We start from the raw sequence: 18,390 nt of genomic DNA on the forward strand, positions 1-18,390 counted from the left end.
ACACCATGAGCACCAGCATTCTCATCATTGCCCACGCCCCGCTGGCACATGCCTTGCGCGAATGCGCGCTGCATGTGTTTGCCGACTGTGGCGACAGCGTGGCCGCGATGGACGTGCAGCCCAACGCGGCCCCGGAAGTCAGCCTGGCGCAGGCGCGCAGCCTGCTGGAGCAGCTGGGCACCCATTCCACGCTGGTGCTGACCGACCTGTTTGGCGCCACGCCCTGCAATATCGCCCAACGCCTGGTGGACGGCGTCGGCTCGCGTCTGGTGGCGGGGGTGAACCTTCCGATGCTGCTGCGTGCCGTGAGCTACCGGGCGGAGCCCCTGGATGCCGTGGTGTCGCGCGCCGTCGTAGGCGGCACCCAGGGTGTGATGCAAGTGGCCATTGCGGCGCCGCAGAACCAGACTCGACGAAACTCCCATGATCAAGACCCGCACGACCATCAACAATAAGCTGGGCCTGCATGCCCGGGCGTCGGCCAAGCTGACCAAGCTGGCCGGCAGCTTTCCGTGCGATGTTTTCATGAGCCGGGGTGATCGCCGTATCAACGCCAAGAGCATCATGGGGGTGATGATGCTGGCTGCGGGCATGGGTATCGAAATTGAAATCGAGACCGTTGGCGAGCGCGAGCAGGAGGCCATGGATGCGTTGCTCGCATTGATTGCCGACAAGTTCGGCGAGGGCGAATGACGTTGGTTGCCGTGCGTGCCGATCGCGCGGGAGGCTGGCCCGCCATGGTGCGCTGGGGCTGACGCGGTGGTAGAAGAGTTGCCAGAAAAGGATCTTTGATGACGTTTTCCGTCCACGGTCTTGCGGTCGCCCGGGGCATTGCTATCGGCCGGGCCGTGCTGGTGGCTTCGAGCCGTGTGGATGTGGCGCACTATTTCATCCAGCCCGAGCAGGTTGTGGCGGAAGTGGAGCGGGTGCGCCAGGGGCGCAACGCGGTGGCCGAGGAATTGCAGCGCCTGCAGGCCGACATGCCGCCCGACGCCCCGCCCGAGTTGACCGCGCTGCTGGATGTGCACCTGATGCTGCTGCAGGACGAGATGCTCACTGGCGGGGTCAAGCACTGGATTTCCGAGCGCCTGTACAACGCCGAATGGGCCCTGACCACGCAGTTCGAACTGATCGCGCGCCAGTTCGACGAGATGGAAGACGAATACCTGCGCGAACGCAAGGCCGACCTGGAACAGGTGGTCGAGCGCATCCTGCGCTACATGAAGGGCGTGGCCAGCCCCGTGGCGCCGCCTGCCAGCAGTCCGCGGCGCAAGAACCAGCAGGACCTGCTGCTCGACGACACGGTCGATGTGCCGCTGGTGCTGGTGGCGCACGACCTGTCTCCGGCCGACATGCTGCAGTTCAAGCAGAGCGTGTTCGCCGGCTTTGTGACCGATGTGGGCGGCAAGACCTCGCACACCGCCATCGTGGCGCGCAGCATGGACATCCCGGCCGTGGTGGGGGCGCGTTCCGCCAGCCAGCTGGTGCGCCAGGACGACTGGGTCATCATTGACGGCGATGCCGGGGTGATGATCGTCGATCCCTCGCCCATCATCCTGGCCGAGTATGGTTTTCGCCAGCGCCAGATTGATCTGGAACGCGAGCGCCTTGCGCGCCTGCGCCACACGCCCGCGGTCACGCTCGATGGCCACAAGGTGGAGTTGCTGGCCAATATCGAGCAGCCCGGCGATGCTGCGGCGGCCGTGCGCGCGGGTGCTGTGGGCGTGGGCCTGTTCCGCACCGAATTCTTGTTTATGGGAAAAAGCGGGAACTTGCCCGGTGAAGATGAGCAATACCGTGCCTACTGTGACGCGATTGACGGCATGCAGGGTTTGCCGGTCACCATCCGCACCATCGACGTGGGTGCCGACAAGCCGCTCGACAAGGGTTTCAAGGACACGCACCTCAATCCGGCGTTGGGCTTGCGCGCCATCCGCTGGAGCCTGGCCGATCCGTCGATGTTCCGCAACCAGCTGCGCGCCGTGCTGCGCGCCGCGGCCTATGGCAAGGTGAAGCTGCTGTTCCCCATGCTGGCGCATGTGCACGAAATCGAGCAGACGCTGGCCCAGGTCGAACTGGCGCGCAACGAGCTGGATGCCCGGGGCGTGCCCTATGGTCCGGTCGAACTTGGCGCCATGATCGAGGTGCCTGCGGCCGCGCTGATGGTGCGCAGCTTCCTCAAGTATTTCGACTTTCTGTCCATCGGCACCAACGACCTCATCCAGTACACCTTGGCCATTGACCGGGCTGACGAAGCCGTGGCCCACCTGTATGACCCCTTGCACCCGGCCGTGCTGCGCCTGGTGGCCGATGTGATCGCGGAGGGCCAGGCGCAGGGCAAGAGCGTGTGCGTGTGTGGCGAAACTGCCGGTGATGTGACCATGACGCGCCTGCTGCTCGGGCTGGGTTTGCGCAGCTTCTCCATGCACCCGGCGCAGATACTGGCCGTGAAGCAGGAGATCCTGCGGGCCGACACGCGCAAGCTGGCCCCCTGGGCGCAGCAGGTGCTCACCGGGGACGAACTTCCAGTCGCCTCGCTGATGATCTGATTTGCTATTTATTAGATAGCTTATCGCGCTTGATGGGCGGGCGCCTGAGGTCTTTTTGGCTCAAAGCCTTCAGCGCGCCCGCATGCCCATCACGGCGGCACTGATGATCATGGCCGTGGCCGCGGCGATACTCCAGCTGAACGGGCGGCCGCTCACCACGAGCAGCAGCGCCGTGGAGGCCAGCGGTGTGATGTAGCTCAGGATGCCGATGTGCCGCGCGTCCCCGAGCTTGAGCGCCTTGTCCCACAGAAAGAACGATGCCCCCAGCGGGCCCAGGCCCAGCACGGCCAGCAACGCCCAGTCGCGCGCCTGCAGCGACACGGCCGGCTCCAGCGCCACATGGCACAGCAAAGACAGCACGCCCGACACCAGCCCGAACAGGCCAATCGCCGTGGTGGGAAAGGCTGCCACGCGCTTGGTCAGCAGGGAGTACGTGGCCCAGATAAAGGCGGCGGCGAGCGCTGGCAGATAGCCCCAGGCCAGCGTGCCGCTGAGTTCGCGCCCGCCCGCAATGGCAATGGCAGCACCGGCAAAACCGAGCAGCGCCGCCAGCACATGCGGCAGGCGCAGTGCCACGCCGGGCAGCACCACGGGTGCCAGCACCACGATGAACAGCGGCCACAGGTAGTTGACCAGATTGGCCTCGACCGGCGGCGCGTGGCGCAGCGCGATGAACAGCAGGAAATGGTAGGCAAACAGGCCATACACGCCCAGCGCCAGCGTGCGCGCGGGAATGCGCCATTGCGAGGGATCGCGCAGCACAAAAGGCCATGCGGGCACGCTGCCGATGATGAGGGCGATGCCTGTGAGCAGGAACGGCGGAACATGCGTGAGCGACACGCCCAGCGAGGCGAGAGAGGCCCACAGCGCGATGGCGCCCAAGGCGTACAGGTTGGCTTGCATGCGCCGACTATAGGCGGACCAAGTGCTGCGTTTCGTCGCAGTGCTGGGAGTGCAAGCCCGTTCGGGGCCGCGCTCCGATCCCAGGCTTACACGCCAGCGGCGTGCGCCTGCTGGTCGGCGTGGTAGCTGCTGCGCACCATGGCGCCCACGGCGGCATGGCTGAAGCCCATCTTGTAGGCCTCTTCCTCAAACATCTTGAAGGTGTCGGGGTGCACGTAGCGGCGCACGGGCAGGTGGCTGTTGCTGGGGGCCAGGTACTGGCCGATGGTCAGCATGTCGATGTTGTGTTCGCGCATGTCGCGCATCACCTGCAGGATCTCGTCGTCCGTCTCGCCCAGGCCCACCATGATGCCGCTCTTGGTGGGCACGTTGGGGTGCAGGGCCTTGAACTTTTTCAGCAGGTTCAGGCTGAACTGATAGTCGGAGCCGGGGCGCGCTTCCTTGTACAAACGCGGTGCGGTTTCCAGGTTGTGGTTCATCACGTCAGGCGGCGCGGCCTTGAGGATTTCGAGTGCGCGATCATCGCGGCCGCGGAAGTCGGGCACCAGGATTTCAATTTGGGTCTGGGGCGACAGTTCACGGATGTTCTGGATGCATTCCACAAAGTGGCCGCTGCCGCCGTCGCGCAGGTCGTCGCGGTCCACGCTGGTGATGACGACGTACTTGAGCTTGAGCGCGGCAATCGTCTTGGCCAGACTCAAAGGCTCGTCCTTGTCGAGCGGATCGGGGCGGCCATGGCCCACGTCGCAGAAGGGGCAGCGGCGCGTGCATTTGTCGCCCATGATCATGAAGGTGGCCGTGCCCTTGCCAAAGCATTCGCCGATGTTGGGGCACGACGCCTCTTCGCACACCGTGTGCAGCTTGTGCTCGCGCAGGATGTCCTTGATCTCGTAGAAGCGCGTGGTGGGGCTGCCTGCCTTCACGCGGATCCACTCGGGCTTCTTGAGCACTTCGCCTTGCTCCACCTTGATCGGAATGCGCGACAGCTTGGCCGCAGCCTTCTGCTTGGCCAGCGGGTTGTAGGCTTCGGTGGATTGCGCTTCGCGGACGACTTCAGGGGTGCTCATGGCGTGTAGGCAGAGTTCAGGGGGCCAGGCGGATGCTGAGCTGCTGGCCCAGCACCTGCGCGGCTTCTTCCCAGGTGGTGTGGACCCCGATTGTAGAAAGGTCCACCGTTTTCAATCCTGCGTAACCGCAAGGGTTGATGCGTTCATAGGGCTCCAGGTCCATCGACACGTTGAGCGCCACGCCGTGGTAGGTGCAGTGTCGGCTGACTTTGATGCCCAGTGCCGCAATCTTGCCAAGGCCTTCGAAGTCGGGCGTTGGTACATCGGAGTCCGTGCGCTTTTGGGGGCGCTGGGGCAGCATTGCATGGCTGTGCGGGTCGTCCAGGCGCACATAGATGCCGGGTGCGCCAGCGACCCGGTGGCCCGTGACGCCAAAATGCGCCAGCGTGCGGATCACGGCCTCTTCCACGCGGTAAACGTATTCCTTGACGAAGTAACCCGCACGCTGCAGGTCGATCAGCGGGTACGCAACCACCTGCCCCGGGCCATGGAAAGTGACCTGTCCGCCGCGGTTGGTGGCGAGCACAGGAATGTCGCCGGGGTGAAGGAGGTGATCGCTTTTGCCGGCTATCCCCTGCGTGTAGAGCGGCGCGTGCTCACATATCCAGAGTGCATCGGGGCTCTCTGGCGTGCGACTGGCCGTGTAGTCCTGCATGGCCTGCACGGTGGCGGAATAATCAGCCCGCCCCAGCGTGCGAATGTCAATGGCCATGCCTTAAAGCACCACTTTCACCAAAGGGTGGGACGACAGCGCACGGTACAGGTCATCGAGCTGCTCGCGGCTGGTGGCGGTGATGGTGATGGTGACGCCGAGATAATTGCCAGCGCGGCTGTCGCGCAGTTCAATCGTGGCGGCATCGAAGGTTGGGTCAAACTGGCGGGCCAGCTCGGTGATTGCATGCACGAAGCCATCCACTTTGGCACCCATGACCTTGATGGGAAACCGGGAGGGATATTCGATCAGCGAGTCCTTGCGGGGATCATTGGCTGATGGTGCGGTGCCGTTGGTTGCTGGAATCGAAGGGGTGGTCATGGCTGAATTGCTTTGTTTTTAATAGCTATAGACGCTTTGCCGTTGTATGGCAAAGCCCGTTGGGCGCAAGGTGCTCTCTATGCGCCCGTGCATCATGACGATGCAGGAAGGCGGACTTTTTAACCCATGCGCCGTTGGTCAGTGGCCACAACAGTGCAGCGCAGGCACCACTTTCGCCACGACATTGCGGGTCTTTGTCGTTTGTCACGGGTTTGTACTTATAATTAGAGGCTTTGTGAAAGTTCCGGTCTTTAACGCGGGCGTCATTCAACAATGAAAACAATCGCGCCTGAGATGGAAGCTGAGGCTGAAGAATCTGACTTCAAGCCCCTGACGGCCCAAGAGGCTGAGCAGTGGCGCAGTCGCAACCCTCCCATCTCGGTGTGGAAGGTGGTGGCGGGTCAAGCGCTGGTTGGAGTGTTCGTGGCTCTGGTGGCCTGGGTGTGGACGGGCAGGGCGTCGGTAGGCTGGTCTGCAGCCTATGGTGCTTTGGCTGTGGTGGCTCCGGCTGCGCTGTTTGCGCGTGGTGTGCTGCGCCACAGGGCGTCTGCCAATCCGCGTGCCGCCATGGTGGGGTTCTTTGGCTGGGAAATTGCCAAGATCGTGTTGACGGTGGCGCTGCTGGCGGCGGCACCTCGGCTGGTTCCGGAATTGAGCTGGATCGCTCTGCTGGTGGGTATGGTGATCGCAATGAAAACGTACTGGGTGGCACTGTTGGTGCGGCCTGGTGTCCGAAAAACCGATTGATAGAGAGAAGAGTTGTCCGATGGCCGCAGAAGCGCACGCTCCGACTGCAAGTGAATACATCGTTCACCACCTGCAGCATCTTCAAAACATCAACCAGACCAAGATTGTTGACTTCACTGTCTTCAACTATGACTCCATCATCGTGGGGTTGGTGCTGGGTGCTCTCACGCTTTTGATCCTCTGGTCGGCCGCCCGTAAGGCAACCTCGGGTGTTCCTGGTCGCTTTCAGGCGGCAGTGGAAATTCTGGTCGAAATGGTGGACAACCAGGCCAAGGCCAATATCCACAACGCTGAGAGCCGCAAGTTCATTGCTCCTCTGGGGCTCACGGTGTTCGTCTGGATCTTTCTGATGAATTTCATGGACATGCTGCCCGTCGATCTGTTGCCTGCCCTGTGGGCTAAGGTGTATGGCGCTGCGGGCCACGATCCGGCCCATGCCTACCTGCGCGTTGTGCCTACGGCCGACCTTTCCACGACGCTCGGCCTTGCATTCGCCGTGCTGATCCTGCGTTTCTGGTACAGCGTCAAGGTCAAGGGCGCTGGCGGCTGGGCGCACGAACTCGTGTCCGCTCCGTTCGGCACCAGCAAGAACCCCATCTTCGCCCTGATCCTGGGCGTGGTGAACCTGCTGATGCAGGTCATTGAATATGTCGCCAATACCGTGTCGCATGGCATGCGGTTGTTCGGCAACATGTACGCCGGCGAACTGGTGTTCATGCTGATCGCCCTGATGGGTGGTGCAGCTGCGCTGTCGCTGTCGGGTGTGCTGCTTCCTGTGGGCCATGTGATTGCTGGCACCATCTGGACGTTGTTCCACATTCTGGTGATCACCCTGCAGGCATTCATTTTCATGATGCTGGCATTGATCTACCTTGGTCAGGCGCACAACGCCCACTAAGCTTTCCCTTTCGTTGTTTCTTTTCTTAACCTTTCTTTTTTTAACTCAGGAGTCATCATGGAAAACATTCTCGGTCTCGTCGCTCTGGCTTGTGGTCTGATCGTTGGCCTCGGCGCTATCGGCGCTTCCATCGGTATTGCACTGATGGGCGGCAAGTTCCTCGAATCGTCGGCCCGTCAGCCTGAGCTGATCAACGAACTGCAAACCAAGATGTTCATCTTGGCTGGTCTGATCGATGCGGCTTTCCTGATTGGCGTGGCTATCGCTCTGCTGTTCGCATTCGCCAATCCCTTCGCGTCGACGTTCTTGGCCAACCTGCCCAAGTAATTCCCGTACAACGCCACTCTAGAAAGGTGTTGCCGTGAGTATCAATGCGACCCTGTTCGTTCAGGCCATTGTCTTTCTGATCTTGGTGTGGTTCACGATGAAATTCGTGTGGCCACCGATCGCGAAGGCGCTGGATGAACGAGCCCAGAAAATCGCCGATGGCCTCGCTGCTGCCGATCGTGCCAAGTCCGAGTTGACTGCTGCCAACCAGCGCGTCGAAAAGGAACTGTCACAGGCGCGCAACGAAACGGCCTCGCGTCTTGCGGACGCCGATCGTCGTGCCCAGGCCATCGTGGAAGAGGCCAAGGCCCGTGCCACCGAGGAAGGCAACAAGATCGTTGCTGCTGCGCGCGCGGAAGCCGAGCAGCAGACGGTGCAAGCCCGCGAATCCCTGCGTGAGCAGGTGGCCGCGCTGGCCGTCAAGGGTGCCGAGCAGATTCTCCGCAAGGAAGTCAACGCTGGCGTCCATGCCGACCTGCTCAACCGCCTGAAGACCGAGCTGTAAGGGGACAACATGGCAGAACTCGCCACCATTGCACGCCCTTACGCCGATGCCTTGTTCAAGGCCGCTACGTCGGGTGCGGGCGTCGATCTGGGCAGCACCGCTGCCTGGGTGGACGAATTGGCGGCGATTGCCGCCAACCCCCAGTTACGTCAGCTGGCGGATAACCCCAAGGTGACGGCAGACCAGGTGTTTGACGTCCTTACGGGTGTAGCGCGGTCTGCGCTGCCCGAAATGGCGAGGAATTTCCTGCGCACAGTCATCGACAACGGGCGTCTCAATGCACTCCCCGAAGTGGCTGAGCAGTTTCGTGCCCTCGTGAATCGCCGCAACGGATCTTCGGATGCCGTGGTGTACAGCGCCTTTCCCATGGATGGGGCGGCATTGGCGGAAGTCGGTGCGGCGCTGGAAAAGCGCTTTGGCCGCAAGCTCAATCTCACCGTGCAGCAGGACGATTCCCTGATCGGTGGCATTCGCGTAGTGGTGGGTGACGAGGTGCTGGACACTTCGGTCAAGGCCCGTCTTGAACAAATGAAAGCGGTCCTCACCGCGTAATGCGGCGAGGTCTTCGCGAACCAAAGAAAGAAGGAAAGAGTCATGCAACTCAATCCCGCAGAAATTTCTGAACTCATCAAGAGCCGCATCGAAGGGCTGGCCGCCAGCAGCGACATCCGCAATCAGGGCACCGTGGTGTCCGTGTCTGACGGTATCGTGCGCGTTCATGGCCTGTCGGACGTGATGCAAGGCGAAATGCTGGAGTTCCCCGCCACCAAGGACGGTCAGCCTTCCTACGGCCTTGCCCTGAACCTCGAGCGCGACTCTGTCGGCGCCGTGATTCTGGGTGAATACGAGCACATCTCCGAAGGCGATACCGTCAAGTGCACGGGCCGCATTCTGGAAGTGCCTGTGGGTCCCGAACTTGTGGGCCGCGTGGTGAATGCGCTGGGTCAGCCCATTGACGGCAAGGGCCCCATCAACGCCAAGCTCACCGACGTCATCGAAAAGGTCGCTCCGGGCGTGATTGCCCGTAAATCGGTGGACCAGCCCCTGCAGACCGGCCTGAAGTCGATCGACTCCATGGTGCCTGTGGGCCGTGGCCAGCGCGAGCTGATCATCGGTGACCGCCAGACCGGCAAGACGGCCGTGGCCATCGACGCCATCATTGCCCAGAAGGGCCAGGGCGTGACCTGTATTTACGTTGCCATCGGACAGAAGGCTTCGTCGATCAAGAACGTGGTGCGCGCACTGGAGCAAGCCGGTGCCATGGAATACACGATTGTGGTGGCTGCATCGGCTTCCGAATCGGCTGCCATGCAGTATGTTTCGGCCTATTCGGGCTGCACGATGGGCGAGTACTTCCGCGACCGCGGTGAAGACGCGCTGATCGTGTACGACGACCTGTCCAAGCAAGCTGTTGCTTACCGTCAGGTGTCGCTGCTGCTGCGCCGCCCACCAGGCCGCGAAGCCTACCCCGGCGACGTGTTCTATCTGCACAGCCGCCTGCTCGAGCGTGCAGCCCGCGTGAATGCCGACTACGTCGAAGCGTTCACCAAGGGTGCCGTAAAGGGCAAGACCGGTTCGCTGACCGCGCTGCCGATCATCGAAACGCAGGCTGGCGACGTGTCCGCTTTCGTGCCTACCAACGTGATCTCGATCACCGACGGCCAGATCTTCCTGGAAACCAGTCTGTTCAATGCCGGCATCCGCCCCGCCATCAACGCCGGTATCTCGGTGTCGCGCGTCGGTGGTGCAGCCCAGACCAAGCTGATCAAGAACCTGTCCGGCGGTATCCGTACCGACCTGGCGCAGTACCGTGAACTTGCTGCGTTCGCGCAGTTTGCGTCCGATCTGGACGAAGCCACCCGCAAGCAGCTCGAACGCGGCGCCCGCGTGACGGAATTGCTCAAGCAGGCACAGTACAGCCCCCTGCCCATCTCGCTGATGGCGTCGACGCTGTTCGCTGTGAACAAGGGCTTCCTCGACGACATCGACGTCAAGAAAGTGCTCGACTTCGAACACGGCCTGCACCAGTTCCTCAAGACCAGCCATGCCGCTTTGCTGGCCAAGCTGGAGAAGGACCGCGCCATGGACAAGGACGCTGAGGCCGAATTGACCGCTGCCGTGGGCGCGTTCAAGAAGTCGTTCGCTTAAACCGGACGAGGAGGCATCATGGCAGCAGGCAAGGAAATACGCGGCAAGATCAAATCGGTGGAAAACACCAAGAAGATCACCAAAGCCATGGAAATGGTGGCCGCATCCAAAATGCGCAAGGCGCAGGAGCGGATGCGGGCTGCCCGCCCCTACAGCGAAAAGATCCGCAACATCGCAGCCAACCTCGGCCATGCCAACCCGGAATATGTGCATCCGTTCATGAAGGTGAACGATGCCAAGGTGGCCGGCGTGATCGTGGTCACGACCGACAAGGGTCTGTGCGGCGGCATGAACACCAACGTGTTGCGCGCCGTGACGACCAAGTTGCGTGAACTGCAGAGCGCTGGCGTGTCCACCGAGGCTGTGGCCATTGGCAACAAGGGTTTGGGTTTTCTGAACCGTGTCGGCGCCAAGGTGGTTTCGCATGTGACGGGTCTTGGCGACACGCCGCATCTGGACAAGCTGATCGGCCCGGTGAAGGTGCTGCTCGATGCGTATGCCGAGGGCAAGGTCAACGCGGTGTATCTGAGCTACACCAAGTTCATCAACACCATGAAGCAGGAATCGGTGGTGGAGCAGTTGCTGCCCCTGTCCTCCGAGCAGATGCATGCCGAGAAGACGGAACATGGCTGGGACTATATCTATGAGCCCGATGCGCAGAGCGTCATCGACGAACTGCTGGTCCGCTATGTCGAGTCCCTGATCTACCAGGCGGTTGCGGAAAACATGGCGTCCGAGCAGTCGGCACGCATGGTGGCCATGAAGGCCGCCACCGACAACGCCGGCAGCGTCATTGGCGAGTTGAAGCTGGTCTACAACAAGACGCGCCAGGCAGCGATCACGAAAGAACTTTCGGAAATCGTGTCCGGCGCCGCTGCTGTGTAAGCAGCTCAACCAACATCTAAATTGGAGCGAAAAATGGCTCAAGTGCAAGGCAAGATTGTTCAATGTATCGGCGCTGTGGTGGACGTTGAGTTCCCACGCGACCAGATGCCCAAGATTTACGACGCTCTGAAGCTCGAGGGCTCGTCCCTGACGCTGGAAGTGCAGCAGCAGCTGGGTGACGGCATCGTGCGTACCATTGCGCTCGGTTCCTCCGACGGTCTGCGCCGCGGCATCATGGTGTCCAACACCGGCAACCCCATCACCGTGCCCGTTGGCAAGGCGACGCTGGGCCGCATCATGGACGTGCTGGGCGCGCCCATCGACGAACGCGGTCCTGTCAGCCAGGAACTCACCGCATCCATCCACCGCAAGGCCCCTGCGTACGACGAACTGTCGCCATCGCAAGAGCTGCTGGAAACCGGCATCAAGGTGATCGATCTGGTGTGCCCGTTCGCCAAGGGCGGCAAGGTGGGTCTGTTCGGTGGCGCCGGCGTGGGCAAAACCGTGAACATGATGGAACTCATCAACAACATCGCCAAGGCCCACAGCGGTCTGTCGGTGTTTGCGGGTGTGGGCGAGCGTACCCGCGAAGGGAACGACTTCTATCACGAAATGGCCGATTCGGGCGTGGTGAACCTCGAGAAGCTCGAAGACTCGAAGGTCGCCATGGTGTACGGCCAGATGAACGAGCCCCCAGGCAACCGTCTGCGCGTGGCGCTGACCGGCTTGACCATCGCCGAGTCCTTCCGTGACGAAGGCCGTGACGTGCTGTTCTTCGTAGACAACATCTACCGCTACACGCTGGCCGGTACCGAAGTGTCCGCTCTGCTGGGCCGTATGCCTTCCGCTGTGGGCTACCAGCCTACGCTGGCTGAAGAAATGGGCCGTCTGCAAGAGCGCATCACCTCGACCAAGGTCGGTTCGATCACTTCCATCCAGGCCGTTTACGTGCCTGCCGATGACTTGACCGATCCATCGCCTGCCACGACCTTTGCCCACCTGGACTCCACCGTGGTGCTTTCGCGTGACATCGCTTCGCTGGGTATCTACCCTGCCGTGGATCCTCTGGACTCCACCAGCCGCCAGCTGGACCCGAACGTCGTGGGCGAAGACCACTATGCCACGGCCCGTGCGGTGCAAGGCACGCTGCAGCGCTACAAGGAACTGCGCGACATCATCGCCATTCTGGGCATGGACGAGCTGGCGCCTGAAGACAAGCTGGCTGTGGCCCGCGCCCGCAAGATCCAGCGTTTCCTGTCGCAGCCTTTCCACGTGGCGGAAGTGTTCACGGGCTCGCCTGGCAAGTACGTTCCGCTGTCGGAAACCATCCGTGGTTTCAAGATGATCGTGAACGGCGAGTGCGATCACCTGCCGGAACAAGCGTTCTACATGGTGGGCACCATCGACGAAGCCTTCGAAAAGGCCAAGAAGGTGGCCTGATTGCCCGACGGCTGAGCGGCCCGTGGCGGCTCAGCCTTCAGCGATCAAGCTAACCCTCTTTTCCCAGGAGCAATGATGAACACCATCCACGTTGATGTGGTCAGTGCCGAAGAGTCCATCTTCTCCGGTGAAGCGCGTTTTATTGCGCTGCCCGGCGAAGCGGGCGAACTGGGTGTGTACCCACGTCACACTCCGCTGATCACGCGCATCAAGCCCGGCTCGGTGCGCATTGAAATGGCCGATGGCAGCGAAGAGTTTGTTTTCGTGGCCGGTGGCATTCTGGAAGTTCAGCCCGACTGCGTGACCGTGTTGTCAGACACAGCCATTCGTGGCAAGGATCTGGACGACGAGAAGGCCAATGCCGCCAAGGCCGCTGCCGAAGAAGCGCTGAAAAACGCCAAGAGCGAAATCGATCTGGCCAAGGCGCAATCCGAACTGGTCGTCATGGCCGCGCAGATTGCTGCCTTGCGCAAGTTCCGCCAGAAGAAGTAATCGAGCCACCGGCTTGATAGCATGGCAAAGAAACCCGGCCCTGGCCGGGTTTTTTCATGGGCGCTGTGCAATCCAGACCGGTGCGCGTTGTGGGCGCACTAAGCTCATGAGATATGGGGTTCGTCGGGCAATTCGTTGGGGTGTTGCGGGGTGCCCGGGCGGGCCGGGAAATGCTGGCACAGCAGGTCCGTTGCCTCGTCCACGGCCAAACCCAGGCCTTGCTCGAACTGACCCGCTCGGAAGGAGGAGGACATGCGGGCAACCATCCGTTGCCAATCGGCGTGGCTGACATGTGCGTGCAGTCCGCGGTCGGCGACGATGTCGATCGAGTGTTCTGCCAGCAAAAGGTAAATGAGCACCCCGTTGTTGAGTTCCGTGTCCCACACGCGCAGCTTGCTGAACATCATCAGTGCGCGCTCGCGGACGGGCGCATTGCGCAGCAGATAGCTCCACGGCAGACCGCCTTCGACGCAGATGCGGATCTGTCCGGTGTGCAGCTGTTCGCTGGCGGCAATGCGGGCGGTGAGACGATGCAAGGTGCTGGACGGCAGTGCACTGCGTACGAACAGGTCATGCCAGCGGTGCCGAAAGAGGCGGGCAATGCCTGAGAAGAACGACAAAGGCGCTGTCATGGTTACCAGTCTCCGGAGGCGCCACCACCCCCAAAATCGCCACCACCACCGGAGCTGAACCCGCCACCGCCAGACGACCCGCCGCCCCAGCCGCCACCACCGATGCCACCACCCCATCCACCGCCGCTGCGCCCACGGCCCGACATTGCTCGGGACGAAGCACTGAGCAGCGTGTAGACCAAGGCTGCCAGCCCCGCCAATCCGGCCAGCAGTACGCTGGCTGTGGCCACATAGGCCACCACCGCTGCAGCGGAGCCGGTCAGCACCGTACCGAGTGCATTGCCGAACAGGGAGCGAACCACGGGACCCACCACCGCAACCCCCAAAAACAAGAAAATGGCCCATTCGCCCCAGTCGATAGCGCTGCTTTCGCCCGACGCGCGGGCGGGGGCTTCCGGCTCTGGCAGGGCTTCTCCGGCAATGCGGGCGGCGATCTGGGTGACCGCGGCCTGCAGGCCGCCGGCAAAATCGCCATCGCGAAAGCGTGGTTTCATGGCGGTGTCGATGATGCGGGCCGCGGCAATGTCGGGAATAGCCCCCTCCAGCGTCTTGGCTACCTCCACCCGCATCTTGCGGTCGTCCTTGGCCACGAGCACGAGTACACCGTCACCGACTGCGCGGCGGCCAATCTTCCACGCGTTGGCAACGCGGTTGGCGTAGCTGGCAATGTCTTCGGGGGCCGTGGTGGCCACCATCAGCACAACAACCTGGGAACCCTTGGATTGTTCGATGGCTGCCAGTTGCTGCTCCAGCACCTGCAGTTGGCTGGCGTTCAGGGTGCCGGTCTGGTCGAGCACGCGGGCGGTGAGCGCGGGAACCGGTTGCAGGGTGTCGGCGTAAACAATGCTCCACCCGGACGCTATAAATAATATAGCTGTTAGCGCAAAGCGGATAAGCGCTACAGGCATAAAAGACCAAATGTCAGGGTTTGGAAGTCGAAAAATCCACCGCCGGAGGTGCCGTGATCTGCGCCTCGTTCTGCACGCTGAAAGTGGGCTTGGGTGGGTAGCTGAATGCCATGGCGGTCAGGTTAGTGGGAAAGCTGCGCGCCAACACGTTGTATTCCTGCACGGTCTGGATGTAACGGTTGCGTGCCACCGTGATGCGGTTTTCGGTGCCTTCGAGGGTTACGCGAAGGTCGCGAAAGCCCTGATTGGCCTGCAGGGTGGGGTAGCGCTCGGCCACTACCATGAGTCGTGACAGCGCGCTCGACAGTTCGCCCTGCGCGGCCTGGAATTTGGCAAATGCTGCGGGATCATTGAGTGTTGCCGGGGTCACCTGGATGGAGGTGGCCTTGGCACGGGCCTCGATCACCTTGGTCAGCGTGTCCTGCTCGAAACTGGCCTCGCCCTTGACGGTGGCCACGATGTTGGGCACCAGATCGGCACGGCGTTGGTACTGGTTGAGCACCTCGCTCCAGGCGGCCTTGGATTGTTCGTCAAGGCGCTGAAAATCGTTGTAGCCGCAGCCTGTAAGCAGCAGAGCGGCCGTGAAAAGGGCAAGAAGACGTCGTTTCATGGTGGCGGACCTGTCTCTGAAAAAAGCGGTGTTGTGCAAGGGCCAACGCGCCGGTGGATTCTGCCGCAAGGCGGGCGCGGCTGAAAAAACCGCACCAGCACCTGCGCTGGCCAAGGCAAAGCACAATACCAGCTTCGCCATATCCCCGCCATCCCATGACCCGTTCACGCCCCGGAGTTGCCGCACTGAGCGGCTCTGCCGACGATATTGAAGCCGCGTTTTACGAAGCGCTGCAGCACGGTGACATCGAAACGCTGATGTCCTGCTGGGCGCAGGACGAGGACATCGTGTGTGTCCATCCCGGCAGCCCACGTCTGTTGGGCGCGCATTCCATTCGCGCCGCCTTTGAGTCGATGTTCAGCCATGGGGTGGTGCGGGCGACCCCTATGCAGGTGCATCGTGTTGTTGCGCTAGGCAGTGCGGTGCACAGCGTGGTCGAGCAACTCCAGGTGACGCTGCCCGATGGAGAGCACCTTGCCGTGGTGATGGCGACGAATGTGTATCACAAGACCCCGGAAGGCTGGCGCATGGTGGCGCACCACGCAAGCCCTGGTGCGGCGCTGGATGCCCAGGCGCTGGATACCGTGCGGCCGGTACTGCACTGAGCGTTGCAAGTGCCGAGCGTGGGTAATGACATGCATGCCAAGATCGCCGAGAGCGGACAAGTTGCCCTGCCCTATGTGGCGCCGCGCTGGTTGCCCGGTGGACAGCTGCAAACGATATGGCCGGCGCTGTATGCGCGGCGTGTGCATGGACCGGCACTGCCCTATCGGCGTGAACGCTGGACGACACCTGACGCGGATTTTGTGGATGTGGATTACCTCGACGATGGTGCTCCGCCAGGCGTGCAGCGTCCGTTGCTGGTGGTCTTCCATGGCCTGGAGGGATCGTCCCGCAGCCACTATGGCGAGGCTTTCGCCGATGTGGCCCGCGAGCGGGGCTGGGCTTGCGCGCTGCCGCATTTTCGCGGCTGCAGTGGTGAAATCAACCGGGCGCCACGTGCCTACCATTCAGGCGACCATGAAGAGATCGGCTGGATGCTGGAACGCTTGCGCCGTGCCCATCGAGGTCCGGTGATGGCCGTGGGGGTCTCGCTGGGAGGCAACGCGTTGTTGCGGTGGGCGGCGGAGGCCGGCGCACAGGCCCGTCGCAGCGTGGATGCAGTGGCTGCGGTGTGCTCGCCACTGGATCTTGCGGCCGGGGGCAGGGCGATCGGCCGCGGATTCAACCGGCAGGTATACACGCGCATGTTCATGCGAACGCTCGTTCCCAAAGCCCTGCAGAAACTCGCACAGCATCCGGGCCTGTTTGACCGGGAAGCGCTAATGAGGGCCCGTGATCTGTATGCGTTCGACAACGTGTTCACGGCGCCCCTGCATGGGTTCAGAAACACCGAGGACTACTGGCGCCGCGCTTCCGCGAAACCATTGCTGAACCGCATCCGTATCCCGGCCTTGGTGCTCAACGCCCGCAATGACCCCTTTGTGCCGGCGGCAAGCCTTCCTGCAGCTACAGAGGTGGGGTCATACGTACGCTTGTGGCAGCCCTTGCACGGCGGCCACGTGGGCTTTGCACAGGGGCGAATGCCGGGGCATGTGCGCGCCATGCCGGACCTGGTGGTGGGATGGCTGCTGCAGCATGCCGTTGCATCGCCTGGCTCGGATGTCTGGCTGGACGGAGCACAATCAGCACATGGATGACATCGTCAAACAGGCGCTTGCGAAGTGGCCCCATGTGCCGGATTGCTATGGCTGGCTGGGCCTGGATGCACGCGGCCGATGGTATCTGCGCGACGACGCGGTGCAGGCGGCAGGCCTCTTCCCCCAAAGCCGGGGTTCTTTGCTGCAGCACGAGAAGCTCATTGCGTTCATCCACCGCAATTACGAGCACGATTCTCAAGGGCAGTGGTTCTTTCAGAACGGCCCGCAGAAGGTGTACGTCGAGCTAGAGTGCGCGCCATGGGTGTGGCGTATCGAACCAGACCTTTCGTTGGTGGCACACACGGGTGCCAGAGCCAGTGCCATGGACTGCCTTCAGGATGGGTGTGGCCGCGTCTATCTCAGCTCCGCCCTCGGTGTGGGGCTGGTTCACACCCTGGACATGGAAGCCGTTGCGGATGCTGTTGAAAAGGGTATCTGGTCGCCGCAAGCCGTGAGCAGCACCGATCTGCCGAAGCGATACGGCTTTGTCTTGAGCCCGAAGGTGCGCAGCACGGTTGGTTGAGCAGCTGCTTAGCAGTGACAGTCGTCCAGCGCGGACAAAAAAGCCGACCACTGGGGTCGGCTCTGTTTGGGGGTGACTGTGAGGAGCGGCGGGTGCTTACTTGGCTGCGGCAGCCATGTATTCCACTGCGGCGCGCAGGTCGGCATCCGAGGCTTGTGTACCGCCACGGGCTGGCATGCCGCCCTTGCCTTGAACCGCACTTGCATACACCGCATCGATGCCTGCGACCAGGCGCGGAGCCCAGGCCGCCTTGTCGCCGAACTTGGGTGCGCCCGCAATTCCGGCACCATGACACACCTGACAAGCCTGCTTGTACAGAGTTTCGCCACTGGCTGCAGCAGCCGCTGGCACCGCTGTTGCTGTTGCTGCTGCTGCTGGTGCTGGTGCTGGTGCTGGTGCTGGTGCTGGTGCTGGTGCTGGTGCTGGTGCTGGTGCTGGTGCTGGCTCTGCCGCTGCGGCAGGCGCCCCAGCGGCAGCGGGTTCGGCAAACGTGGCACCGCCAGCGTTTGCCATATAGGCCACAGCTCGGGCAATTTCGGTGTCATTGAACTCGCCGCCACCTTGGGGTGCCATGGCATTCTTGCCCTTGAGTGCAGACTGAACCAGTGCGTCAAAGCCAGTCTTGATGCGTGGGCCCCAGGCTGCGGCATCGCCAAACTTGGGTGCGCCTGCTGCTCCCGTGGCGTGGCAAGCGGCGCATTGGCCCTTGTAGACTTCCTCACCCGGGCGCAATGGACGGTTGGCATCACGAATTTCCACCATGCCCACCTTCTGAATGCGCTCGGCGATGGCCTTCTCGGGGTTGCCTGAGCCAGCCGCCGTCTTGTTGTCAGAGGTGACATACAAGACCAGGCCAATGATGGCAAAGATCGGAATCACAAACGAAAAAATGACCGCGAACAACAACTGCTTGGGGTTTTTGATCGGGCCGGTGTGCGCTTCTTCGTGATGGTTGTTATCGCTCATGACGTCCTCAGGTGTATCGGGGGGGCTTGATGAAATCAACCTTTTATTATAAGTGTG

At 62.1% G+C, this 18,390-nt stretch carries 23 protein-coding genes; 15 read left to right on the forward strand and 8 right to left on the reverse strand.

Translation table 11 applies throughout. The annotated features are described in order from the left end of the window. The first annotated feature begins 5 nt into the window (after positions 1-5). From CBP34_RS01440 to ptsP, 3 genes are all read left to right on the forward strand, one after another. Entirely contained in the window at positions 6-455 is a 450-nt protein-coding gene (locus CBP34_RS01440) for a PTS sugar transporter subunit IIA (RefSeq protein WP_086911067.1), read from the forward strand. After that, positions 424-693 carry an HPr family phosphocarrier protein gene (locus CBP34_RS01445; protein WP_086911068.1) on the forward strand — a complete coding sequence of 90 codons (270 nt, stop codon included), beginning with the start codon at positions 424-426 and terminating at the stop codon, positions 691-693. Before CBP34_RS01440 ends, CBP34_RS01445 begins: the two co-directional genes overlap by 32 nt. A 98-nt stretch (positions 694-791) precedes the next feature. Continuing rightward, entirely contained in the window at positions 792-2,549 is a 1,758-nt protein-coding gene (gene ptsP / locus CBP34_RS01450; RefSeq protein ID WP_094097085.1) for a phosphoenolpyruvate--protein phosphotransferase, read from the forward strand. A gap of 69 nt (positions 2,550-2,618) precedes the next feature. Here ptsP and CBP34_RS01455 read toward each other — a convergent pair whose 3' ends face one another. From CBP34_RS01455 to CBP34_RS01470, 4 genes are all read right to left on the reverse strand, one after another. After that, a complete protein-coding gene (locus tag CBP34_RS01455) occupies positions 2,619-3,452 on the reverse strand; it encodes a DMT family transporter (RefSeq protein ID WP_094097086.1) in 834 nt (277 codons plus the stop codon). Positions 3,453-3,538: 86 nt separating this feature from the next. Next, complete coding sequence (lipA, locus tag CBP34_RS01460; protein WP_094097087.1) at positions 3,539-4,519, reverse strand: lipoyl synthase; 981 nt, start codon at positions 4,517-4,519, stop codon at positions 3,539-3,541. A 16-nt stretch (positions 4,520-4,535) separates the two neighbouring features. Then, complete coding sequence (gene lipB / locus CBP34_RS01465; protein WP_086911072.1) at positions 4,536-5,231, reverse strand: lipoyl(octanoyl) transferase LipB; 696 nt, start codon at positions 5,229-5,231, stop codon at positions 4,536-4,538. A gap of 3 nt (positions 5,232-5,234) precedes the next feature. After that, positions 5,235-5,552 (reverse strand): YbeD family protein, encoded by a 318-nt coding sequence (locus tag CBP34_RS01470; protein WP_094097088.1) that lies wholly within the window; start codon positions 5,550-5,552, stop codon positions 5,235-5,237. A 273-nt stretch (positions 5,553-5,825) separates the two neighbouring features. Here CBP34_RS01470 and CBP34_RS01475 point away from each other — a divergent pair, with 273 nt between their 5' ends. The 9 genes from CBP34_RS01475 (at position 5,826) to CBP34_RS01515 (ending at position 12,994) form a co-directional block, all read left to right on the forward strand. Next, positions 5,826-6,299, forward strand: a complete 474-nt coding sequence (locus tag CBP34_RS01475) for an ATP synthase subunit I (RefSeq protein ID WP_086926324.1) — start codon at positions 5,826-5,828, stop codon at positions 6,297-6,299. A 19-nt stretch (positions 6,300-6,318) separates the two neighbouring features. Next, positions 6,319-7,197, forward strand: a complete 879-nt coding sequence (atpB, locus tag CBP34_RS01480) for a F0F1 ATP synthase subunit A (RefSeq protein ID WP_086911075.1) — start codon at positions 6,319-6,321, stop codon at positions 7,195-7,197. A gap of 57 nt (positions 7,198-7,254) precedes the next feature. Next, positions 7,255-7,524 carry a F0F1 ATP synthase subunit C gene (gene atpE / locus CBP34_RS01485; protein ID WP_007847749.1) on the forward strand — a complete coding sequence of 90 codons (270 nt, stop codon included), beginning with the start codon at positions 7,255-7,257 and terminating at the stop codon, positions 7,522-7,524. A gap of 34 nt (positions 7,525-7,558) precedes the next feature. Next, positions 7,559-8,029: a F0F1 ATP synthase subunit B gene (locus tag CBP34_RS01490; RefSeq protein WP_024813794.1), complete on the forward strand. Its 471-nt coding sequence runs from the start codon at positions 7,559-7,561 to the stop codon at positions 8,027-8,029. Between the two features lie 9 nt (positions 8,030-8,038). Then, entirely contained in the window at positions 8,039-8,581 is a 543-nt protein-coding gene (locus CBP34_RS01495) for a F0F1 ATP synthase subunit delta (RefSeq protein ID WP_086926325.1), read from the forward strand. 42 nt (positions 8,582-8,623) lie between these two features. Further along, a complete protein-coding gene (atpA, locus tag CBP34_RS01500; protein ID WP_086911077.1) occupies positions 8,624-10,177 on the forward strand; it encodes a F0F1 ATP synthase subunit alpha in 1,554 nt (517 codons plus the stop codon). A gap of 18 nt (positions 10,178-10,195) precedes the next feature. After that, on the forward strand, positions 10,196-11,062 hold the full coding sequence (atpG, locus tag CBP34_RS01505; protein WP_086911078.1) for a F0F1 ATP synthase subunit gamma: 867 nt from the start codon (positions 10,196-10,198) through the stop codon (positions 11,060-11,062). Positions 11,063-11,095: 33 nt separating this feature from the next. Then, a complete protein-coding gene (gene atpD, locus CBP34_RS01510) occupies positions 11,096-12,502 on the forward strand; it encodes a F0F1 ATP synthase subunit beta (protein WP_086911079.1) in 1,407 nt (468 codons plus the stop codon). 75 nt (positions 12,503-12,577) lie between these two features. Beyond that, the gene (locus CBP34_RS01515) at positions 12,578-12,994 is read left to right on the forward strand and encodes a F0F1 ATP synthase subunit epsilon (protein ID WP_086913881.1); all 417 of its coding nucleotides are present in this window, start codon (positions 12,578-12,580) and stop codon (positions 12,992-12,994) included. A 104-nt stretch (positions 12,995-13,098) separates the two neighbouring features. Here the strand turns inward: CBP34_RS01515 and CBP34_RS01520 are convergent, their stop codons facing one another. Genes CBP34_RS01520 through CBP34_RS01530 form a run of 3 tightly spaced genes read right to left on the reverse strand, consistent with a single transcriptional unit; the run spans position 13,099 to position 15,144 of the window. After that, positions 13,099-13,626, reverse strand: a complete 528-nt coding sequence (locus CBP34_RS01520) for a TPM domain-containing protein (protein ID WP_094097089.1) — start codon at positions 13,624-13,626, stop codon at positions 13,099-13,101. A 2-nt stretch (positions 13,627-13,628) separates the two neighbouring features. After that, entirely contained in the window at positions 13,629-14,534 is a 906-nt protein-coding gene (locus CBP34_RS01525) for a TPM domain-containing protein (RefSeq protein ID WP_094097090.1), read from the reverse strand. A gap of 13 nt (positions 14,535-14,547) precedes the next feature. After that, positions 14,548-15,144 (reverse strand): LemA family protein, encoded by a 597-nt coding sequence (locus CBP34_RS01530; RefSeq protein WP_086926329.1) that lies wholly within the window; start codon positions 15,142-15,144, stop codon positions 14,548-14,550. 155 nt (positions 15,145-15,299) lie between these two features. On the opposite strand from CBP34_RS01530, the gene CBP34_RS01535 reads away from it, so the two are divergent. Genes CBP34_RS01535 through CBP34_RS01545 form a run of 3 tightly spaced genes read left to right on the forward strand, consistent with a single transcriptional unit; the run spans position 15,300 to position 17,367 of the window. Next, complete coding sequence (locus CBP34_RS01535) at positions 15,300-15,749, forward strand: YybH family protein (protein WP_086926330.1); 450 nt, start codon at positions 15,300-15,302, stop codon at positions 15,747-15,749. A 30-nt stretch (positions 15,750-15,779) separates the two neighbouring features. Continuing rightward, a complete protein-coding gene (locus CBP34_RS01540; RefSeq protein WP_204247592.1) occupies positions 15,780-16,844 on the forward strand; it encodes a YheT family hydrolase in 1,065 nt (354 codons plus the stop codon). Then, the gene (locus CBP34_RS01545) at positions 16,837-17,367 is read left to right on the forward strand and encodes a DUF2946 family protein (RefSeq protein WP_086926331.1); all 531 of its coding nucleotides are present in this window, start codon (positions 16,837-16,839) and stop codon (positions 17,365-17,367) included. The genes CBP34_RS01540 and CBP34_RS01545 overlap by 8 nt, the downstream gene beginning before the upstream one ends. A 96-nt stretch (positions 17,368-17,463) precedes the next feature. Here the strand turns inward: CBP34_RS01545 and CBP34_RS01550 are convergent, their stop codons facing one another. Continuing rightward, on the reverse strand, positions 17,464-18,333 hold the full coding sequence (locus CBP34_RS01550) for a c-type cytochrome (protein WP_094097091.1): 870 nt from the start codon (positions 18,331-18,333) through the stop codon (positions 17,464-17,466). Positions 18,334-18,390: the final 57 nt, after the last annotated feature.

The organism is Acidovorax carolinensis (assembly GCF_002157145.1).
Taxonomy (GTDB): domain Bacteria; phylum Pseudomonadota; class Gammaproteobacteria; order Burkholderiales; family Burkholderiaceae_C; genus Acidovorax; species Acidovorax carolinensis.